Annotated in this window: 16 protein-coding genes and 2 pseudogenes; 8 read left to right on the forward strand and 10 right to left on the reverse strand. The window is 43.2% G+C overall.

The genetic code is table 11. The annotated features are described in order from the left end of the window. The 3 genes and pseudogenes from EWV68_RS08260 to EWV68_RS08270 all read left to right on the forward strand — a co-directional run. The coding region (locus tag EWV68_RS08260; protein ID WP_502705778.1) for a transposase family protein at positions 1 to 585 on the forward strand (585 nt) is incomplete at its 5' end. A 179-nt stretch (positions 586 to 764) separates the two neighbouring features. Further along, complete coding sequence (locus tag EWV68_RS08265) at positions 765 to 1,730, forward strand: o-succinylbenzoate synthase (RefSeq protein ID WP_287169452.1); 966 nt, start codon at positions 765 to 767, stop codon at positions 1,728 to 1,730. Further along, a pseudogene (locus EWV68_RS08270) lies at positions 1,706 to 3,048 on the forward strand (2-succinylbenzoate--CoA ligase). The gene EWV68_RS08265 and the pseudogene EWV68_RS08270 overlap by 25 nt, the downstream one beginning before the upstream one ends. A 127-nt stretch (positions 3,049 to 3,175) precedes the next feature. Here the strand turns inward: EWV68_RS08270 and EWV68_RS08275 are convergent. The 8 genes from EWV68_RS08275 to EWV68_RS08310 all read right to left on the reverse strand — a co-directional run bounded on the left by EWV68_RS08275 (position 3,176) and on the right by EWV68_RS08310 (position 12,728). Then, positions 3,176 to 3,859 carry a M48 family metallopeptidase gene (locus tag EWV68_RS08275; RefSeq protein ID WP_103111393.1) on the reverse strand — a complete coding sequence of 228 codons (684 nt, stop codon included), beginning with the start codon at positions 3,857 to 3,859 and terminating at the stop codon, positions 3,176 to 3,178. Positions 3,860 to 3,891: 32 nt separating this feature from the next. Beyond that, positions 3,892 to 7,005 carry a type I restriction endonuclease subunit R gene (locus EWV68_RS08280; RefSeq protein WP_287169454.1) on the reverse strand — a complete coding sequence of 1,038 codons (3,114 nt, stop codon included), beginning with the start codon at positions 7,003 to 7,005 and terminating at the stop codon, positions 3,892 to 3,894. A gap of 136 nt (positions 7,006 to 7,141) precedes the next feature. Further along, complete coding sequence (locus EWV68_RS08285) at positions 7,142 to 7,387, reverse strand: UPF0175 family protein (protein ID WP_002779979.1); 246 nt, start codon at positions 7,385 to 7,387, stop codon at positions 7,142 to 7,144. A gap of 376 nt (positions 7,388 to 7,763) precedes the next feature. After that, positions 7,764 to 8,168, reverse strand: coding sequence for a type II toxin-antitoxin system death-on-curing family toxin (locus tag EWV68_RS08290; RefSeq protein WP_002762315.1), 405 nt, complete (start codon positions 8,166 to 8,168; stop codon positions 7,764 to 7,766). Then, the gene (locus tag EWV68_RS08295; protein ID WP_002762317.1) at positions 8,165 to 8,386 is read right to left on the reverse strand and encodes an AbrB/MazE/SpoVT family DNA-binding domain-containing protein; all 222 of its coding nucleotides are present in this window, start codon (positions 8,384 to 8,386) and stop codon (positions 8,165 to 8,167) included. The genes EWV68_RS08290 and EWV68_RS08295 overlap by 4 nt, the downstream gene beginning before the upstream one ends. Positions 8,387 to 8,475: 89 nt before the next feature. Continuing rightward, on the reverse strand, positions 8,476 to 9,780 hold the full coding sequence (locus tag EWV68_RS08300; protein ID WP_287169455.1) for a restriction endonuclease subunit S: 1,305 nt from the start codon (positions 9,778 to 9,780) through the stop codon (positions 8,476 to 8,478). A 39-nt stretch (positions 9,781 to 9,819) separates the two neighbouring features. Beyond that, positions 9,820 to 10,035: a RelB antitoxin-like protein gene (locus EWV68_RS08305; protein WP_287169456.1), complete on the reverse strand. Its 216-nt coding sequence runs from the start codon at positions 10,033 to 10,035 to the stop codon at positions 9,820 to 9,822. Between the two features lie 23 nt (positions 10,036 to 10,058). Then, complete coding sequence (locus EWV68_RS08310) at positions 10,059 to 12,728, reverse strand: type I restriction-modification system subunit M (RefSeq protein WP_287169457.1); 2,670 nt, start codon at positions 12,726 to 12,728, stop codon at positions 10,059 to 10,061. An 89-nt stretch (positions 12,729 to 12,817) separates the two neighbouring features. On the opposite strand from EWV68_RS08310, the gene EWV68_RS08315 reads away from it, so the two are divergent. Continuing rightward, the gene (locus EWV68_RS08315) at positions 12,818 to 14,290 is read left to right on the forward strand and encodes an NADH-quinone oxidoreductase subunit M (protein WP_012268041.1); all 1,473 of its coding nucleotides are present in this window, start codon (positions 12,818 to 12,820) and stop codon (positions 14,288 to 14,290) included. Positions 14,291 to 14,352: 62 nt separating this feature from the next. On the opposite strand, the gene EWV68_RS08320 is transcribed toward EWV68_RS08315, so the two are convergent. Next, positions 14,353 to 15,516, reverse strand: a complete 1,164-nt coding sequence (locus EWV68_RS08320) for a cysteine desulfurase family protein (RefSeq protein WP_287169458.1) — start codon at positions 15,514 to 15,516, stop codon at positions 14,353 to 14,355. A 365-nt stretch (positions 15,517 to 15,881) separates the two neighbouring features. Here EWV68_RS08320 and EWV68_RS08325 point away from each other — a divergent pair, with 365 nt between their 5' ends. From EWV68_RS08325 to EWV68_RS08340, 4 genes and pseudogenes are all read left to right on the forward strand, one after another. Next, positions 15,882 to 16,700, forward strand: coding sequence for a hypothetical protein (locus tag EWV68_RS08325; protein ID WP_287169459.1), 819 nt, complete (start codon positions 15,882 to 15,884; stop codon positions 16,698 to 16,700). A 140-nt stretch (positions 16,701 to 16,840) separates the two neighbouring features. Continuing rightward, complete coding sequence (locus EWV68_RS08330; protein WP_147069181.1) at positions 16,841 to 17,284, forward strand: site-specific integrase; 444 nt, start codon at positions 16,841 to 16,843, stop codon at positions 17,282 to 17,284. Between the two features lie 78 nt (positions 17,285 to 17,362). After that, positions 17,363 to 17,914 carry a DUF4334 domain-containing protein gene (locus EWV68_RS08335; protein ID WP_287169460.1) on the forward strand — a complete coding sequence of 184 codons (552 nt, stop codon included), beginning with the start codon at positions 17,363 to 17,365 and terminating at the stop codon, positions 17,912 to 17,914. Between the two features lie 30 nt (positions 17,915 to 17,944). Next, positions 17,945 to 18,277 (forward strand): annotated as a pseudogene (locus EWV68_RS08340) (hypothetical protein); the annotation flags it as partial. A gap of 171 nt (positions 18,278 to 18,448) precedes the next feature. On the opposite strand, the gene EWV68_RS08345 reads toward EWV68_RS08340, so the two are convergent. After that, on the reverse strand, positions 18,449 to 18,850 hold the full coding sequence (locus EWV68_RS08345) for a Coq4 family protein (RefSeq protein ID WP_353806747.1): 402 nt from the start codon (positions 18,848 to 18,850) through the stop codon (positions 18,449 to 18,451). Positions 18,851 to 19,042 lie beyond the last annotated feature (192 nt).

The raw sequence follows: 19,042 nt of genomic DNA on the forward strand, positions 1-19,042 counted from the left end.
AAAGAAGGAATTTATCAAGAAATGAGAGAGTTAGGTTTAAGTCCAGGAACTCAACTATTTTTGAAGGATGTCAATATTACAAAAGAGCAGGGATTTGGACAGTTTAACTTAGCTGGTAAATGGAAAAAAACTTACCGAGGTTTTCGCACAAAAGAACCTTGGTATATTCTGACAAATTTTGTGGATTTAGAGACGGCAATAATTGCCTATCAAAAAAGATTTGATATTGAAGAGATGTTTCGAGATTTTAAGTCTGGAGGCTATAGCTTAGAAGGTTCTCAATTAGCACCGCAATACTTATCAAAGCTGATAATTGTTATAGCTATCGCCTATACAAGTGCCACACTGCAAGGTAAAAAAATTAAGGATATGGGAATCCAAAAATATGTTACAAGACCTGAAAAAAGATATAAAGGTCAACGCAGACACAGTAGTTTTTATGTGGGTCAACATCTCTATCATTGGCTCCAGCTACATCAAATGTTCCAAAAAAATATAGAAGAGTTAATGCAAATTAGCCGCTATCGGTTGAAGGATTACATCAAAGGACAAAGAGCGATATCGCTTGCCCTATCTACCTTCTAGCTCGCTTGTCCCCCTCTCAGGTGCCTCGCTACTTAACAATTAATTGAGATTACTTACTTACAAGCCCAAAATATGATATAGATAGTTCTATAAAATTGAGCTGCAGCCTTTGACTGATTACTGAAAGGTCTCCTATCTCAACTAGAAAATTAATTTTTCACGACTACTTATAGTTAATCATGTATTTCTGGCAATTTCGTGTTTATCAGCGTCCTTTGCTGCGTCCCCTACAAACCCATCACGGACTCTGGCAAATTAGGGAAGGAATTATTATTCGCTTAGAAGCGGAAGATGGACGTATAGGATGGGGAGAAATTGCTCCTTTACCTGAATTTGGTTCAGAAACATTATCGGCAGCAATATTATTCTGTCAAAGTCTCGAAAATCCCCTATCAATAAATTCAATTTTTTCTATTCCTGAACAATTTCCCGCTTGTCAATTTGCCTTTGAATCAGCTTTAGAAGATTTAAGTATCGAGGATAAATCAAGAGAATTAGAACCTAGAAATTATAGTTATTTATTGCCCACTGGTGCGGCAGTATTTCCCTGTCTGGATGATATTTTAGCCGCTAATCAAACTAATACTTACAAATGGAAAATTGCAGTTAATTCTCTCAAGCAGGAGTTAAACTTATTTGAAAAATTAATTGCCCGATTACCCAGAAACACTAAATTGCGTTTAGATGCCAATGGGGGATTAAGTATTGCTGAGAGTAAAATCTGGTTAAAAATTGCCGATGAATGTCAAATAATTGAATTTATCGAACAACCTTTACCCCCGTCTCAATGGTTAGAAATGTTGCAATTAAGTCAAGATTTTACCACGGGGATTGCTTTAGATGAATCGGTGGCCAATCTTCGACAAATAGAGGAATGTTATCAACGGGGATGGCGAGGAATTTTTGTGATTAAACCTGCTATTACCGGTTCAATCCACGGGTTAAGACATCTCTGGAAAAAATATCCCTTAGATTTAGTGTTTTCCTCGGTTTTAGAAACTAATATCGGCAGAAAATCCGCTCTACGTCTAGCACAAGAATACCCCAAAAAGGAGCGAGCTTTAGGTTTTGGTGTGCAACAATGGTTTAATAATAGTGACCCCGATTGGTTGGAAAAACTGTGGACGACATCAGCGAACAATTAGCATATCTCAGTCAAAAAGATTGGTTATATGGATACAATAGCCAAAAATTTTATCAATTATATCAGTCCTATTCTCAGCAATTTATCGCCGCAGATAATCCTCGATTAACTATACTGCTTGCTGAAGGCAATCCCCTTAAATTCTTAGCGATATTCTTGGCTGCCGTCAGGTCAAAAAGTTGCCTATTTTTAGCTAATCCCGACTGGAAAACTAACGAATGGGAACAGGTTTTCTCTCTGATGCAACCCGATTATATTTTTGGCGAAAATATCAAGGTTTTTAACTATAATTCTCCTCCTATTAATCCTTTGACTAATTCTCTGATGATACCCACAGGGGGAACCTCGGGAAAAATTCGCTTTGCTATCCATAACTGGTTAACTTTAACTGCTTCTGTCAAAGGTTTTTCTGAATATTTTCAAGTCAAGCAGGTTAACTCTTTTTGCCTACTGCCCTTATATCATGTTAGTGGTTTAATGCAGTTTCTCAGAAGTTTTTTAACGGGGGGAGATTTTGCTGTTATTCCTTACCATAAAATCAAACAAAAGCGTGTCAATAATCTCAATCTTCAAGATTATTTTATCTCCTTAGTTCCCAGTCAATTACAATTTTTTCTAGAAAATGATCCTCGATGGTTAGCCAATTTTAAAACAGTTTTCCTAGGAGGTTCCCCTGCATGGCCATCTTTACTAGAAAAAGCTAGAGAATATAATATTTCTCTGTCTCCTACCTATGGAATGACGGAAACTGCCTCACAAATTGTCACTCTTAAACCGGAAGATTTTCGACAAGGAAATAATAGTAGTGGACAGCTATTACCCCATGCTCAGATAAAAATTAATCCCGATAACCAGAAAATTATTATTGAAGCGAAATCTTTATTTTTAGGCTATTATCCCCATCTTAATCAAGCAAGCTACTTCGAGACCGATGATTTAGGTTACTTCGATGAAAGTGGTTATTTATATATCATTGGTCGCGATAGTCAAAAAATAATTACCGGAGGAGAAAATGTTTATCCTTTTGAGGTAGAAACTGCCATTAGACAAACTAATTTAGTTAAAGATGTGGTAGTTTTAGGGGTGCCAGATGTCAAATGGGGACAGGTAATTGTGGCTTTTTATGTCCCCGTTAACTCTCAGATAAACCAGACAAGTATTCAATCCCAGATTAAAGATAAATTAGTCAATTATAAGCTGCCGAAACATTGGATAAAATTACCAGAGATACCAAAAAGTCCCCAAGGTAAGATTAATCGAACCACTTTAATTAAATTAGCTGAAACTTTTTTGACACCGAGTCAAACCCCGGACCCTAATTATAGCAGTTATCTTAATGGTGAGTTATGAGGTTTTCCTTTTGGGGAGACTCTGAGACGATATAATCGGGTAAAATGGCTATGGGTGCTAATCCCAGCAGATTTAAATTAGGTTTATTTTCCAAATTTAGAGTGACTGTTCCAACATCTGACCGTGTTCTTTAAGCCATTGCTTGGCCTGTTCCATAGTAGCAATTTGCGACTTAATAATGTGCCAAAATCGTGGAGTGTGGTTCGATTCAATCAGATGCGCTAACTCATGAACTACCACATAATCAATTACGAACATCGGGGCTTTGATCAATCGCCAGTTAAAGTTAACATTGTCTTGGGGTGTACAAGAACCCCAGCGATATTTGCTGTCGGTAATTTTAGCCTGATTAAACCTGACACCAAGCTTTTTAGCATAAAGGTTGACACGAGGAAGTATCTTCTCTTTTGCCTTCTGAATGTACCAATCTTGAAAAATCTCGCCACCATTCTCTGTTAGTGCCTTTGGTACTCGAAAGCGATTGTTAATAAACTTTATCTCTGTCTGATCATCAACCAATTCTAAACGATAGTAGCGCCCTAAATAAAGAAGCGACTCGCCATTAACCAGTTCCTTACCCGGAGGATGAAGTGGGACTCGATACTTTTGCTCGTGGTGAATTTTTTCATAGAGCCACTGCTTGCGTGACTCTACTATTTGCTGGATCTTATCGGGATGAGTACCAGTAGGCGCTCTGACGACGATCGAGCGATCACGTTCCACGGTAATGGTCAGGGTCTTACGACTGGAAGAATAAATGATTTTATAGTCAAGTTTCATATTAAAAGTCGCTCAATTTTACTCGATTCAGCCTAAAAAATTCGGTCGTTATTTTTCTCTGCTATTTCCATCACCCGCGAGATAATCTGTTCTCGATTGTCCATAAGATTGGGAATTTGGAAAAAGTCGGGAGAGAGTAACACTTTTTGAATCTCTGCCCTAAGTTTCTTGCGAGCGGGAATACTCTCCCAAAAGCTAGTTAATTGTAACTCCTGCTCAACAACGGTAAATACCTGTTGAGTGAGAGCGACCATCTGAGAAACCATATCGTCAGTTAATGCCGCTTCTCCAAAACACTCCCGTTTGAACATCCGAAAGAAGGGCAGCTGCTTTTTCCTGTCCAGTCCGTAGGTAGGCTCATTTTTTGCTTCTCTCGCCTTCTGGCGTAGTTTTTCCAGTTCTTGGTAAATCTTGTCCCAATTGTCTTTAAACTCCTCGAAGATGGCTCTCAGTGCTTCAGAAAAGGAGGCTTGCAGTTCGGGATCATCTGCCAGATCGATCTCGATATAGTGGCGGAGAGCGTGTTCGATTGCGGCGGCCTTTGTTTTGACTCGCTGGTGTTTCTGGACATGACTCTCAAAGTCCTTATCCAAGATCGAGATCGGTTTAACTTTCTCGTCGATTCCCCTTGATTGCAGGTACTGGTCGGTCAGGGCCCGCAGCTTGGGCGGGATTCCCCTCATACTTAGGCGCTCGTCGCGGAAGTGCTTCCCCGCTAGTATATTCACTGCGGTGAGAGATTGGTAGTCTCTCATATAGTTCAAGGCCTCCTTGGCGGGATAGACCAAGTTAAGGCTGCGGGTCAGCTTCTTGAAGGCCAGCATGAACTCGAATCGCACATCCTCGTCATAGAAGAGGTCGAAAAAGGCATCTTGATCGTTCAGGTCGGTGAGTCCATGTTGCTTCAACAGTGCAAGGATTTTGCGGTGGTCATCCTCAAGCTGACGGATCTCGTCCTCGGGAAAACTTAAGGTTTCCTCGACTTCTTGCTGCTCTCGCTCGTCGTAGTTATCAATAGCTCGCTTCAGGTGGTGGCCGATGCCTACATAGTCCACGACAAAGCCTTTATCCTTGTCCGCACCGCCGACTCGGTTGACACGGGCGACCGCCTGTAACAGGTTGTGGGCCTGGATGACCCTATCGAGATACATCACCTGCTCTACTGGGGCATCAAAGCCAGTCAGTAGCATATTATTGACGATGACAATGCCCACATCTCCAGTAATCCCCTCATCCCTTGCGTCAAAGGGCAGTTTAAAGCTTTTAATAGTAGTATCGTGGCGGGTGGAGTTGCTGTATTGCTTGAGGTGGGGTAGGTCGTTATGACTGCCGGAGATGACCACATCGGTCTTAAGTCGTTTCAGGCGATCGAGGTTAAGCCGGTGGGGATTCCCCTGCTCCAATTTGGCAATCTCCTCGGCCAGGGCAGCATCTAAATGCTCTTTGTACCGCACCGCCGCCTCCCGGGAAGTCGCCACCACCTGGGCCTTGTAGCCGTTGGGAAAGATGCACTGGAGATAGTGCTGCACCATATCCTTGGCTTTGGCGGCGATGGTGGGATGAGCTTCTAGGTAGGCATCCCGCGAACCATAGCCCAAAATCTGCAGCCGCTCTTGCAGGTTGTACTCACTGAAGACATCGGCAAAAGCCGCATCCATAGCTGTCTGATCAGACACCTCGGCGTTATGGGTGCGCCCGGTGTAAACAATTTCTAGGGTCACGCCGTCCTCGATGGACTGGCCCATGGTGTACTTGTCGATGTAGTCCCCGAAAACTTTCTCAGTTTTGTCGATGGGGGTGCCGGTGTAGCCAATACGGGAAGCGTAGGGGAGAGCTTTGTCGAGGTTTGTCCCCAGCAGGCTGTACTGGGAGCGGTGGGCCTCATCGGTCATCACCAGGATGTTGCTGCTCCGGTTTAGCTCCGGGAAGGTCTCCCGCAGTTCCCGCTCTTGGAATTTGTGGATCATGGCCATGACCAGATCCGAGGAGTCGCTGCGAAGTAGTTCCTTCAGTTTGGCGATGCTATTGGCGGGCTTAACGGTAAAGCCAACACTTTGGCCGGTCTCGGCGAGTTGCTGCTCTAGTTGGGTGCGATCGGTGATAAATACCACTTTCCACTGGGAAAGGTTGTTATGGCGGTACATGGCCCGCACCATAAACATCATGGTCAGGGACTTACCTGACCCCTGGGTATGCCAGATAATGCCGCTGCGCTCCCGGGGGGTTTTGCCCTCTAGGAGACGCTCCACGGCTTTCTTGACGGCACGAAACTGCTGATAACGCCCGACGATTTTGATGGTTTCTCCCTTGTTGTTGACGGAGAAAAGGGTGAAGTTGCGAATAATCTCTAGGAGGTTATCGGGGGCAAACATTCCCGCCACCAGTCGCTGCTGGTCATTGGGGGAGCTAATGCCGTGTTCTAGTTCTTCTAGGGTGCGGGGATAGGGGTCAGCCCAACGGAAGAAGTATTTTTCGGTGTGGGTGGTAATGGTGCCAAATTTTGCCTGATTGCGGCAGGTAGCTACGACAAACTGGTTATAGAAAAAGAGGGGGACATTTCCCTCGCCCTTAGCGCCGCGCTGTTCGCTGTAGCGGAGGAGTTGCTCGATCGCCTCGGCAATGGGTTCTTTGACTTTGGGAGATTTGCATTCAATGACCACCACTGGCAGCCCATTGAGAAAGAGGACAATATCGGGGATGATGTGGTTTTCTGTGCCTAGAATCCGCACCTTAAACTGGCAAACGGCGATGAAGCGGTTGTTAGTTGGGTGGTCAAAGTCGATAAACCTGACGGTGGGGCTTTTTTCGCCTGTTTTACGGTTCTCTGAGACGCTGGTATTCTCCTGAAGCAGTTTAAAGACGTGGCGGTTATTTTCCAGTAAGTTGGTGCTGGGGAAGTTGGCGGTGAGTTGTTTGATGGCTTCTTCTATTTGGTCGGTTTCTAGCCAGGGGTTGATGATTGTAAGCTGTTCTCGCAGCACTGGCAGCATCACCACCTCGGTAAAGCTTTCTCTAAAAGTATCCTGTGGTTTTTGTTTTGTCTCTAAATCCAATATTTCCCAATCTAAACCGTACAGTTGATCAAGTAAGGGCTTTTCGACCCCGTTGCGCTCATCGAGTTTGATAGGTTGAGGTGTTTTGTTCATGACCAGATAACCTTTATTTAACTGTATTTATGAGGTTTTTCATCTTTGGAAACCAACGCTGCTTTGTGTACTAATACTAAATCCGTTGAGTAACGCACAGAAAACGGGTTTCTCGGAGAAATCCGTTTTCTACTCATCAAATGTCACGCTCTGACAGCAATCTCTGCATTTGAATCTGATTTATTCCCAATATTTCCCTTGCTGTCCCTAGACTGATTTTATTTTGCTCAAATAGGGAAATAGTTGTTTCTCGCAAAGTGTCAGTATTGCTATCTTCTAAGATGATGACGCGGATCTGTTTACCTTCCCATTCAGAAGAATATTCGGCGGGAATGGTGACTATGCCGTTTTTTAGGATGGTTTTAAATTCGATCGCTTGCATGGGATACCTCTGAGATATTAAATTAGTTTAATGGAAATTTTTTGCTCCAAAACCTCTATATCAATTTTAGAAAGTTCATTCTTATGTACGGAGTGGAGGCGATAATGAGTCCAAATTTGTAGGGTTAATCGGATAATCCATCCGTTTACATCCATTTAAGCAATTCTTTTGCTTGTCCTTCAGAGAGGCGACAGAGATCCATGGCTCATAAAGGCTCATAATGGCTCATAAAGGCTCATAACTTGGCTCATAAAGGCTCATAACTTGGCTCATAAAGGCTCATAACTTGGCTCATAAAGGCTCATAACTTGGCTCATAAAGGCTCATAACTTGGCTCATAAAGGCTCATAACTTCGGCAACTACCAGGTGGAAAGGTCATAGGGTCTGGCTATGGGTTTGTAACCAATCTGCGAGGTTTTGCATTTCGATGTCTTGGCTTTGCTGACTGGCGGCGAGTTGCCAAAAGTAACGGGCGGCTTCAATTTCTGAGGCGATTAATTCAATGCCATTTAGGGCGAGAAAGGTATAGACGGCAATGAGGGCAATGCGTTTGTTGCCATCGATAAAACAATGATTTTTGATTAGTCCATAGCCATAGGCGGCGGCGAGTTGGTACAGGGTTGCGGTTTGCTCGCTGTAATGGTAGAGGTTTTGTGGTTTGTGGAGGGTTGAGTCTAGTGCGCTTTTGTTGAGGATGCCAAGCACTCCGCCAGATTCGGCAAGGATTTCGCCATGAATTGCGATGATTTCCTTTTCGTTGAGCCAGTATGGTTCTGTCATTTGGCTAGGTCAATCAGGGCGTTACGATATTTTTTGATGCCGCGCCTTGCGATTTCCATTTTTTTGGCAAAGTCGGGATCGAAGGCGGTGATTTCGTAACCGTTGGGGGTTTTAGTTAAATAAATATTGTCGCCGTCGTCAATATTCAGGTTAGCGGCGATTTCTTTGGGAATAATGACGCTGAGGGAGTTACCGCGTTTTTTGACGTTGAGTTGCATAATGGCTGTGTTTCAAGGTTTGATTTTTTTTCATGCTAACACTTGTTACCACAAATGTTGCAACGTTTAGTTCTGTTGATTTTTAGATGTTAGTTTGCTGCTGTTTTTTGGTTGAGGAGGTCGGTAACTCGAACTTTGCCAGTTAGAAGGTCTTGCATCAGTCCGGTTTTTAACCTTTGAAGTTTTTTAAGTTTATGCTTCTCATTTTTATTTATTTCGTCATGTGAATTTAGAACCGCATATATTCTTTCTTGTTCATTATATGAAGGAAATGCAAAAATAACCTTACGAAAAACTGACTGTTTTATACCTACCACAGTTGATCCACTGGTTAGTAATTCAATTCTTTCTTTTGATCTTTTCCAGTGTAGTATCCAAAACAAAAAATCTTGTGATAATTCATTAATTTTCGGACATAGAGTTAATAACCTTTGGGCTAGTGCAATCCGATAATTGGGAATACTAGCAACATTTCCCATTGGAGCTTCAGTTGTAAATAATACATCTCCAACCTCTGGGATTCCTCTACTCATCCAAGAATTATAAGCAGAATCTGCGATAAACTCTTGTGGCTCCTTCTCAATAAATCCATCACGGACATTTTTTGCCGTTAAGAGTGGTATCCCTTCAGTAACTTTTTTAGGAGTTTGACCTCTATAATCAATAATTCTCTCCAGCTTTTGTTCAATCTTTTTCACCTCCCACTCAACCGGAATCCTCCCAAGCGGTGAATCCTTAAATTCATGGGTTTCTTCACTGCGAATATTGCCGTTTTCATCAATTCCTTTGGTGAGCAAGTCCTGCATTAGTCCGGTTTTGATGCGCTGCTGCTTGGCAATTAGGGCTTCGGTTTGCTCAATCGCGCGGTCTATTGTTGAGAGGATGGTGGCGATTTGGGTTTGTTCTTTAATTGGGGGCAAAGGAATGTGCATTTTTTGTAAATGCGTCGGTCCAACGTTAACTTGAGCACTTCCTTGTGTTTGAAGCTGATGCTGTATTTTGAAGTGAAAAGACTCCAGAAAAAATTTTATGTAATTATTTGCTAACCTTTTTTCGTCTTGAGTCCTAAATCGGATAGTTGAAGTATTAAGTAGCAAAGGTAAATCTTCATCAAAAATAAGGGCGATTTTTCCTATTGTTCCTGAACTTGAAAAAACCCAATCATTTACATCTAATTGAAAGTGTTTATACTCACCATTTCCCAATTTTTGAGATATAAATTGACATGAACTTCTATCAATTCGACCATTAACAAAACAACGAATATTAATGAATGGAATTCCTTCTTTTGTGAATTTATCACTTGTGATACCTGGACCTTCTTGAAAAAAGAGAACTTCAGGAAGTCTCAATAATTCCCAATCTGCTGGAAACTGCCCAGTAAGCTCATTCATAACAAATACCTCAACTTAATCAAAAAAACATTTAAAAACTCAAGAGTTCCTTATCTCACTTTGATATTCTAAAGGATCGATAGTTAGTTGAATGCTACCCGCATAAGCTGCGAGTGCCTTAAAAGACTCTGTACTATCTTCCTGTTCACTTTCCTGCAATAATGCCTCAATTTTTTGCCAATCTTGGTCATCAATAATTACCGCCACTGGCTTCAGATTTTTATCTGTGACAAATTGCTTTTTAATAGACTGCATAACCTGCTCCTAACTTACTTAAATTATTCCCTATACCCTAGTTTAACCAAAAACTCATTTAATTCTCCTAAAGTCTGCTCTCGCTGGGCCTCCATTTCCTGACTTGATACCGCATACTTATCCCAAAGATTCTCAACCTTAGCGACAAGTCCCCGCTTTTCCCCATTCAAGTAACGATTAAGCTGCTCCGATACCCAATCATAGAGCTTTTTTAGAATCAATTTTTTCGCCTCTTCATCCCTTAACTGTCCTCCTATTTCAGTCAGTAATCCCTCAGGATAAGATAATTTAATCTCCAAGGCTTTCTTATCCTTATTAAGCGCGTTAATCTTGGCCTTTTCTTCCTTTTTACTGGCATTTAACCCCATAAGCTGATTTTGTACCTGCTCAAGTAATTCAATAGTTTCAGCCTTAAATTCCTCATCACCAACCCGTTTTAAGCGCAGCTTTAACTCAAGCTGACTCTGCTGTTCTTTAAGTGTATTCTTAAGTAACTTGATCCGGTTCTCAATGTCAGTAATAACATTGTATTCTTGTTGGTAAGATTGGCGCTCTCTGGCTGCTGAATCGCCCTGGGATTGCTTCAGGTCATCTATCAACTCTTTAAGCCCTTTCTTAATCGATGCGGCGCTAACAGTTTCTTCCTCTTCCGGTTCATAATTCGCCACCTCTTGCGCTGATTCCACCGCTTCGCTTAACTCCCCTTGGACTGCACTAATCTTACTTTCTAGTTCCTCAATTGCCGCCTCTTCCGCCTGAAAAAATGCCGCTAATAAATACTGATCAGGGATAAGAGTATGATGCCAGCCAGTGTTAATAATAGTCTTTAGATCATAGCGAATCTGCTGCCACCAGTTAACAAACACACCCGCCGATTTAAACTCATCTAAAACCCCCAAAGGAATCAGCTGCTGTTTAAGGCTGCTCAGTAATTGCTGCCGCACTTGGGGCATAATATTATTTCCCTCCAACTTGGCAAAATCATCCCGCGCTTCTCGCCACCAATTTTTAAGCGTAGTATAGTGGTCGCTTATCCTTGCTTGTAAATCGGGATTAGCTTCCAGATTCTCTTTAATAGCGGCTTTCGTGGCAATTTCTGGGCAAAAACTAGCATAGCCGGGGCGTAGGGGTCTAAATAGGGTATTTGTATTGATGCCAAACTTAGCAAAAGTATCCTGTTGTGCGGCAATTTCAGCCTGCGGAATACCCCCGATCAAGTGAGCTTTTACATCCTCCGGTTCCGGGTCTGGCGTATTATCCACATAGCGGCGAATATTAAGATTAAAGTCGTGTTTTTCGACAATTTCCGACTTATCTACCAAGCGGCTATATTTGGGATATTCTCGCTTGTGGGTAAAGACATAATCGATCTTTTCAATGTCTTCGGGGCGCAATTTATTCTGGTTTTTTCCCTCAGCATATTCTCGATCGGCATTAATAAAAAGGATTTTATCGCGTAATTCATCGGGTTTATTTTTATTCACCACCAACACACAGGCCGGGATACCCGTGCCATAAAATAACCCCGGGGGCAAACTAATAATCGCCTCAATCAGATCATCCTCAATTAAGATCTCTCGAATCAGCTTCTCTTTCCCCCCCCGAAATAGCACCCCATGGGGCATGATAGTGGCCATGTGGCCGTCGGGTTTAAGACTGGCAATCATGTGCTGGACAAACATCAGATCCGCCTTTTTCCCCTTTTCCGGGCAGAATTCGCGAAAGCGGTTAGTAAACTTGAGATTAGCCCGGCTGTAATCCTGAGAAAAGGGCGGATTAGCGAGAACTCGGTCAAACTTGCGAATCTGTCCGTTTTCTAAAATGAGCGGATCTTCGAGAGTGTCCCCGTTTTCAATGGTGAAGCGGGTGATGTTGTGGAGGATCATATTCATATTACAAATTGACCAGACTGTACCGTTAGAATCCTGTCCGTAGAGTGCTAGATTCTGGGGGTTTTGCCCCTGTTCCTCCACATATTGATAGGACTGGATAAGGAAACCGCCCGACCCCACGGTAGGGTCATAGATAGTATGGCCCGCTTGGGGTTTGACCAACTGTACCAACAGCCGCACCACCTCGGCCGGCGTGTAAAATTCTCCCCCTTTCTTCCCGGCACTATCGGCAAAGTATTTGATTAGGTACTCGTAGGCTGCACCCAATAGGTCGGGAAACTCAAAATTATCGTTGACTAGCACAAATTGGGGCTGATTGAAATGATCTAGTAAATCCTTCCATTTTTGGTCAGGTATCTTGGTTTTGCCCTTGGTAGCATTAAAATCGATGTTATTCTTCAGCACTCCCGCCAAGGCATCGTTAGCATCCTCTACCGCCGCTAATGCCTTATTGAGCATATTGCCGATGTCCTGCTTAAGGTGTTTGAGCGGCGGGACTTCCTGGCCGTTTTCGTCGCGCCAGGATTGATGCCAGCGAGCGCGAGGAGGTACGAAAAATGTTTCTCCATAGGAGGTTTCGCCTTCTAGGAGTTCGGCCAGCAGCAACGGGTCTGGGATGTGTGCATATTGTTTCTTGAGTTGCGCTTGCTTGCGCTCAAACTCGTCTGACAAGCGTTTGAGGAACAACATCCCAAAGATAAATTCTTTGAACTCGGAAGCGTCCATTTTACCGCGAAGAATGTCCGCCGCCTTAAATAGAAAGTCTTCGAGTTGACTGAGAGTGATCTTTTCTTGTTTCATCGTTAGTTACCTTAAATGTTCACCAGTTTATATTGCTAAAGATTGACCGCTCAGGCAATAATGGGAAGGTTTATCATGCCCATTAAAGAATGCTCAACGCTTTTATTTGGCTACCGATTATAGGGGCGATACTGATTGCCTACACGCCTCTAGAGGCGAAAAAAGTGCGAGGATTAGCTCTAACTCTTGCTGTCGTTCTCTTACTGCTTAATATCCTCCTTGGCTGGCAATTTGACCCTAGTAACCCGCAAATGCAGTTCACGGTTAACCTGCCTTGGATTAATTTCCTCGGTTTCAATTATGCCCTCGGTGTCGATGGATTGTCATTCTCATTACTTTTTCTTAACAGCATCTTGACAATAATTGCTCTTTATGCTAGTGGTACAGAGGTTAACCGACCGAAATTTTACTATTCTCTGCTCCTGTTACTCAATGCCGGAGTAGCGGGGGCCTTTCTAGCGCAGGATTTACTGCTATTTTTCCTATTTTACGAATTAGAAATCGTCCCGCTTTACTTTCTCATTGCCATTTGGGGGGGTCAAAGACGCGGTTACGCGGGCATGAAATTTTTATTATACACGGCAATTTCTGGCTTTTTAGTGCTAATCTCTTTCCTTGGCTTAGTTTGGCTAACTGGTGCTGATAATTTCGCCTATAATCCCCTTTTATCGAATAATTTAGACGTTAAAACCCAATTACTGCTCCTCATCCCCCTTCTGATTGGATTAGCCATCAAAATTCCGATTTTTCCCTTTCATACTTGGCTACCGGATGCCCACGTCGAAGCATCTACCCCCGTTTCTGTGCTTTTAGCGGGAATATTACTCAAATTAGGAACCTATGGACTGCTGCGCTTTGGAGTCGGTTTATTTCTTGACGCTTGGGTAACTCTCGCCCCTTGGTTAGCAACGATAGCAGCTATCAGCGCCCTCTACGGGGCCAGTTGCGCTATTGCCCAAAAGGATATGAAAAAAGTAGTCGCCTATTCTTCCATTTCCCACATGGCCTATATTTTACTAGCGGCGGCGGCCACCACCAGATTAAGCATCACTGCGGCGATTTTGCAGATGATTAGTCACGGTTTAATTTCCGCTTTGTTATTTTTGTTGGTGGGAGTAGTGTATAAAAAAACCGGCAGCCGGGATGTGGATTATCTACGGGGTTTATTAAATCCAGAAAGAGGTTTACCAATCACGGGAATGTTAATGATTTTAGCGGCCATGGCCAGCGCCGGCATCCCCGGAATGGTGGGATTTATCGCCGAATTTTTGGTCTTTCGTGGCAGTTTCCCGATTTTTCCGATACAAACGCTCCTCTGTTTGGTCGCTAGTGGTTTAACCGCAGTATATTTTCTCCTGATGATTAATCGGGTTTTCTTTGGTCGTTTAACCCCTGAATTATCGCGCATTCCTCGCAGTACCTGGCCCGAAAGATTTCCCGAAATTGCTTTGGCTTTATTTATTATTGTTTTGGGATTACAACCGAGTTGGATGATTCACTGGACTGAAAACCAAGCATCAGTGTTATTAACCGGCACGGCAATTAGTCAAAGGCAATCGTAGAAACCTTTTTCGGAATTTTTCAAACCTAGACCGAAACTAACTTGTGGATAGGAGCCGAAACGTCAAAAATTTTTGGCTTTGCGGAGGGAATTAACCGTTAAAACCACCTGTTCCCCCACCAGTTCAATTTCTTCTAAAGTATTAAAACGACTCAACCCGAAGCGCAGGGAGGCATAAGCGAGAGATTCGGGGCGACCCAAGGCAGTTAAAACGTGGGAGGGGGCGGTATGGCTAGAAGAACAGGCAGAACCGGAGGAAAGCGCCACTATTGGCTGTAATCCTAACAATAACGCCGCACCGTCCACCCCTTCAATACTAATATTCAAATTTCCGGCTAATCTTTGGCTAGGATGACCATTGAGATAAATTCTGTCTAATTGACTGATAATCTCCCATAAACGGGCTTTTAACTGATTTAAGTGGCTGGTGTCTTCTTCGATCGCTTTGATGCCCAATTCTACCGCCTTGGCAAAACCGACAATTTGTGGTGTAAATATTGTACCCGATCGCAGTCCTTTTTCCTGGCCTCCCCCTTGAATTTGAGCGGCGAGACGAACTCTGGGGTTCCGGCGCCGGACGTACAGCGCACCGATTCCCTTCGGTCCGTGGACTTTGTGGGCAGTTAAGGACATTAGAACTATATTCATTTCCTCCACATCTAGGGGAATTTTGCCGATTGCTTGGGCCGCGTCCGTATGAAAAAGTACCTGATACTGGCGACAAATCGCCCCAATTGCCGCTAAAGGTTGAATCACTCCAATCTCGTTATTAGCCGCCATAATTGACAGCAAAATCGTGTCAGGACGTAAAGATTTTTCTAGTAATTCCAAATCAATTAGGCCATCGGCACCGACGGGTAAAATTGTCACCTCAAAACCTAATTTTTCCAGATAATGACAGGGATCTAAAACGGCGCGATGTTCTGTCACCACCGTAACTATATGCCGTCCCTTGGCGAAATAAGCTTCGGCAACCCCTTTGATAGCCAGGTTATTGGCCTCCGTTGCCCCACTGGTAAAAATAATTTCTTCGGGACTACTATTAATAGCAGCGGCGATTGTTTCTCTTGCCTGTTTAACCGCGGCCTCGGCTGTCCAACCATAGACATGATTAATACTACTGGCATTACCAAAGTGTTCGGTAAAATAGGGCAACATCGCCGCCAGAACTTGCGGATCTAGGGGTGTCGTGGCGTGGCAATCTAGATAAATCGGCTTTTGAGACATATTTTTCCCCTGCGGGGGATTTGGGAAGGAGATATCCTCTGTTTTAAGAGAATCTCTGAAAGTGCATTGCTAATCTATGTTAACAAAAAGGTATCGGATAAGTAGGTAGGCACAATTATTTGTAGGATGGGTTAGCGGTAGCGTAACCCATGCGGGCGTTGGGTTTCATGCTTCAATCCAACCTACGTTCATTTTATATTTAATTCCACCCACCCACTCAGCAGTCAACAGCTGACGACTCAGACCAGAACTTTAAGATTTAATAATGAGAGCGCAATCGCTCCCTGAGAGCAGTTACAATTTCCCTATTCCAATGTTGTTCAGCAACCCAACAGGATTAATAACACATATTTTCTGGCTCAATCATGGCTAAAAAATCGAAGGCATTTAGTGAACTGCTCAGGCTGCAGAAAATGTCCCAAGGATCCGAAAAACCCTTGAAAAGCTTTGAGAAGAAATTAAGAGAAAAGTCCTTGCCTTTCAAGGAAATTGTCGTCTCTCCTTCTGGGGAAGTCACAATGTCGGAAGTTCTGGAGGATTTTATCGAGCCTTACCGCAAATCCAATGAAACGAAGGGATCTATGCGAACACTGCTGACCATAGGGATAATCGCTTGGAATCTGGCGTTGTCCCCCGAGTCAAAGCGGCAAGAGATGATAGACCGAGTTTTTAATAAAGACCTTCTTAAAGGAGATAAAAGGCTCAAGGCGGATATTCAAGAGCTAATCGAGGAGCTAATCGCTAGGAAAAACCGTTATTTCTCGGAAAACAAGCGGATGATTGTGGATTTTGAGTTAAAAGAGCTAGGAAGCGAGTATCATCTCTCGGTTGCCTCCAGCTTGTCGCCCGAATTTTCCGAGTCAGAGTTTGCCTTCAAAGTCGGCGACTCGGTCATCGTCAAACAGGGTGTACTTGACCCAGATTTGGGGACTGACATCGGTGGTTGGCAAGGAAGAATTGTGACAATTGAGCGGCAGAGCAATCTCATCGGCATTGAATGGGATAGCATCACCCTGAAAAACATCCCCAGTTCGGTGATTGACCAGTGTGAACTGGAAAACCTAGACTGGACTCAAATGTGCCTCTTCTCAACGGATGTGGAATTAACCCAACCTCGAGATACAGAAGAAGATGTGGCCGCCATCATTGAGCAAATTGAGTCTAACATCGTTGGAGCTATTTAGCAGAAAAGAGAAAGGCGATTCAGGCGGTTGGCCGACGTTGACCATGAGGAGGAAATGGCGGCTTTAGGCGCTTGGAAAAAAAGACTTGATTAATTACCCTATTGACCATCGAGCAGCGATTTGGAGGAGAGAAATTTGAGATGGATGATTCCCAGAAATACGAGGCTGACTGTCAAAAGATAAGAAAAGCCAATCATGAATTACTAACGGATTTTGAGAGTTGGCTAGAATCATCAGGCCTGTCCGAAAAAACCATTAATAATCATGTTTCAAATATAGATTTTTATATCAACGAATATTTACTCTATGAAGATGCCGTAGAAGCCAAAGACGGGGTAGATATGGTCAGTGAATTTTTGGGTTATTGGTTTATCAAAAAGGCACTGTGGGCCAGTCAATCAAGCATCAAGGCTAATGCAGGTAGTCTGAAAAAGTTCTACACTTTCTTACTTGAAAAAGGCCTAATAGATAAAGATGATTTGCAAGAACTTAAAGAAACCATCAAGGAAGAAATGAGTGAATGGCTGGAAACCCTAAGGCGATACGATGACCCATTGACTGAAGATATGTCGGATGTTTGGTAATCTTAACCAAGTGGCAATCCCCCACCCTGTGGCTGAGAAGCTATAATATCATTGTCAGGACACAACAAGAGTGAAACAATGGAAACATTAGAATTAGAAAGCGGCCAGTCGATTCTTAAAACTGGTCAAACAACCACAGAAAGAGCTTTACAATTGTTTGACGCTCTCGACCCCGTGAGTTTAGACTTTATGCTCGGTCGTTGGCAAGGTTCTGGACTTCAGACCAATCACCCAATGGATGGTTTATTAGAAGCATCTAATTGGTATGGTAAAGAATTTGTCGATACTGAGAATGTCCACCCCCTGTTATTTTTAGATGGTCAGGGAAAAATTTTTAAGGTGGCACCTAATCCCACGGCCATGAACTGGATTTTGAAGCTGCCGATACTCAAAAATAATTCTCTGAAACCTTTACTGATGCTGACCAACTCCTTGCTGAAAACAGAGACAAGTCAGGCTAGACTGCGAATGATGGAATATCGGGGCAAAGTCAGCGCCACGATGATTTATGATTATTTGCCCATCAATGACTCTTTTCGGAAAGTAGATGATAATACCGTGCTGGGAATTATGGATTTTAAAAACTCTCCCCAACCTTTCTTTTTTGTTCTCAAGCGATGTCAAAGATAACTTAATTCTTGAGGTTCGATTTAAACGCTCTGGTGCAAGAATTTAGAGTTGAGGGATAATTCAAGTACAGAGGAACAGGAGGTAATTATGAACTTATCACCAGCTTATCTAAAGCAGCGAAAAGATTGGAAGGAAGAGGGAAAACAAGAAGGGAGACAAGAAGGGAGACAAGAAGGCACCTTAGAAGAACGTTACTCGATGATAGCCAGTCTTCTGGAAGGAAGGTTCGGAACTCTAGATTCGGAATTATCCGCTCTGGTGGAACGGATTGCCCAACTTCCCATCTCGGAACGCACCGAGTTAATTCTTTCTCTGGCGAATTTATCCCGCTCCTCACTATTAGAAAGATTGAGAGACAATTAAATTTTCAGTCCGCTTCAGCCTTAAATCCTGATGGTAGAGAGACTCCGCAGGCTGACACGGATTCCTATTATAGTAAAAGGTTAGCAAAAATTTTTGAGTTTGTCAAGTCTTTTGCTAAAAAAAAAGCTGAAAAAATTTCAGCCCGATAATTATCTGTAATTGTCTCTTAGTTTAGTTTTTAGAGGAGACAATCGCCAATTCTTGCCGCCAAACTAGCAGGGATTTCTCCCAAGCTAGTTCCCATTTTTGCGCCAAAAAAGGTCGAGTATTTTTGCCCAAATTATAGGCGATGACAATCTCTTCCCAGAGAGAATGTAAGGAAAGTGGAGAAGAAAATAAAGCTCCCAATAATCCCCCTAAAAGTAGGACAATAGCTAGAGGGCGACGAGTTTGACTTAATTCAAAAGCTTTCAGTTGCAATTCTCCCGTCACATCGACACCAAAACCCGTTACTATATGCCAGATATCGTGAGTTTGCCGTAAGCGAAGCAGCAGATAATCTGTATCGGAATTGACCTGAATAGACCGATAAAAATTAGGATCAAAATTGAGACTAATTAGGGTTTGCTGAATAAATCTAAAAACCTTGTTGGATAAGGCTTTTAGACTTTTTTGACCTCAAAAAGTCCCGACCCTTGCAGTGATTGAGGGGAAAATTCAGGTACTTTTTCCCTGAAAATTAGGTAATTGACCAGGTGAAAATGGGTAAAACCCCACACCCCACCTGCCCCCCCGATGTCGGGGGGGTTGGGGGGGCCACACCCT

It is taken from the genome of Microcystis sp. M_QC_C_20170808_M9Col (assembly GCF_007095495.1).
Lineage (GTDB): Bacteria > Cyanobacteriota > Cyanobacteriia > Cyanobacteriales > Microcystaceae > Microcystis > Microcystis aeruginosa.

Coding starts and splice junctions, on each gene's coding strand:
- EWV68_RS08275 (WP_103111393.1), bottom strand. CDS start 3,859: ATGAAACTTGACTATAAAATCATTTATTCTTCCAGTCGTAAGACCCTG.
- EWV68_RS08315 (WP_012268041.1), top strand. CDS start 12,818: ATGCTCAACGCTTTTATTTGGCTACCGATTATAGGGGCGATACTGATT.
- EWV68_RS08335 (WP_287169460.1), top strand. CDS start 17,363: ATGGAAACATTAGAATTAGAAAGCGGCCAGTCGATTCTTAAAACTGGT.
- EWV68_RS08265 (WP_287169452.1), top strand. CDS start 765: ATGTATTTCTGGCAATTTCGTGTTTATCAGCGTCCTTTGCTGCGTCCC.
- EWV68_RS08325 (WP_287169459.1), top strand. CDS start 15,882: ATGGCTAAAAAATCGAAGGCATTTAGTGAACTGCTCAGGCTGCAGAAA.
- EWV68_RS08285 (WP_002779979.1), bottom strand. CDS start 7,387: ATGCAAGCGATCGAATTTAAAACCATCCTAAAAAACGGCATAGTCACC.
- EWV68_RS08280 (WP_287169454.1), bottom strand. CDS start 7,005: ATGAACAAAACACCTCAACCTATCAAACTCGATGAGCGCAACGGGGTC.
- EWV68_RS08305 (WP_287169456.1), bottom strand. CDS start 10,035: ATGCAGTCTATTAAAAAGCAATTTGTCACAGATAAAAATCTGAAGCCA.
- EWV68_RS08320 (WP_287169458.1), bottom strand. CDS start 15,516: ATGTCTCAAAAGCCGATTTATCTAGATTGCCACGCCACGACACCCCTA.
- EWV68_RS08300 (WP_287169455.1), bottom strand. CDS start 9,780: ATGAATGAGCTTACTGGGCAGTTTCCAGCAGATTGGGAATTATTGAGA.
- EWV68_RS08295 (WP_002762317.1), bottom strand. CDS start 8,386: ATGCAACTCAACGTCAAAAAACGCGGTAACTCCCTCAGCGTCATTATT.
- EWV68_RS08330 (WP_147069181.1), top strand. CDS start 16,841: ATGGATGATTCCCAGAAATACGAGGCTGACTGTCAAAAGATAAGAAAA.
- EWV68_RS08290 (WP_002762315.1), bottom strand. CDS start 8,168: ATGACAGAACCATACTGGCTCAACGAAAAGGAAATCATCGCAATTCAT.
- EWV68_RS08310 (WP_287169457.1), bottom strand. CDS start 12,728: ATGAAACAAGAAAAGATCACTCTCAGTCAACTCGAAGACTTTCTATTT.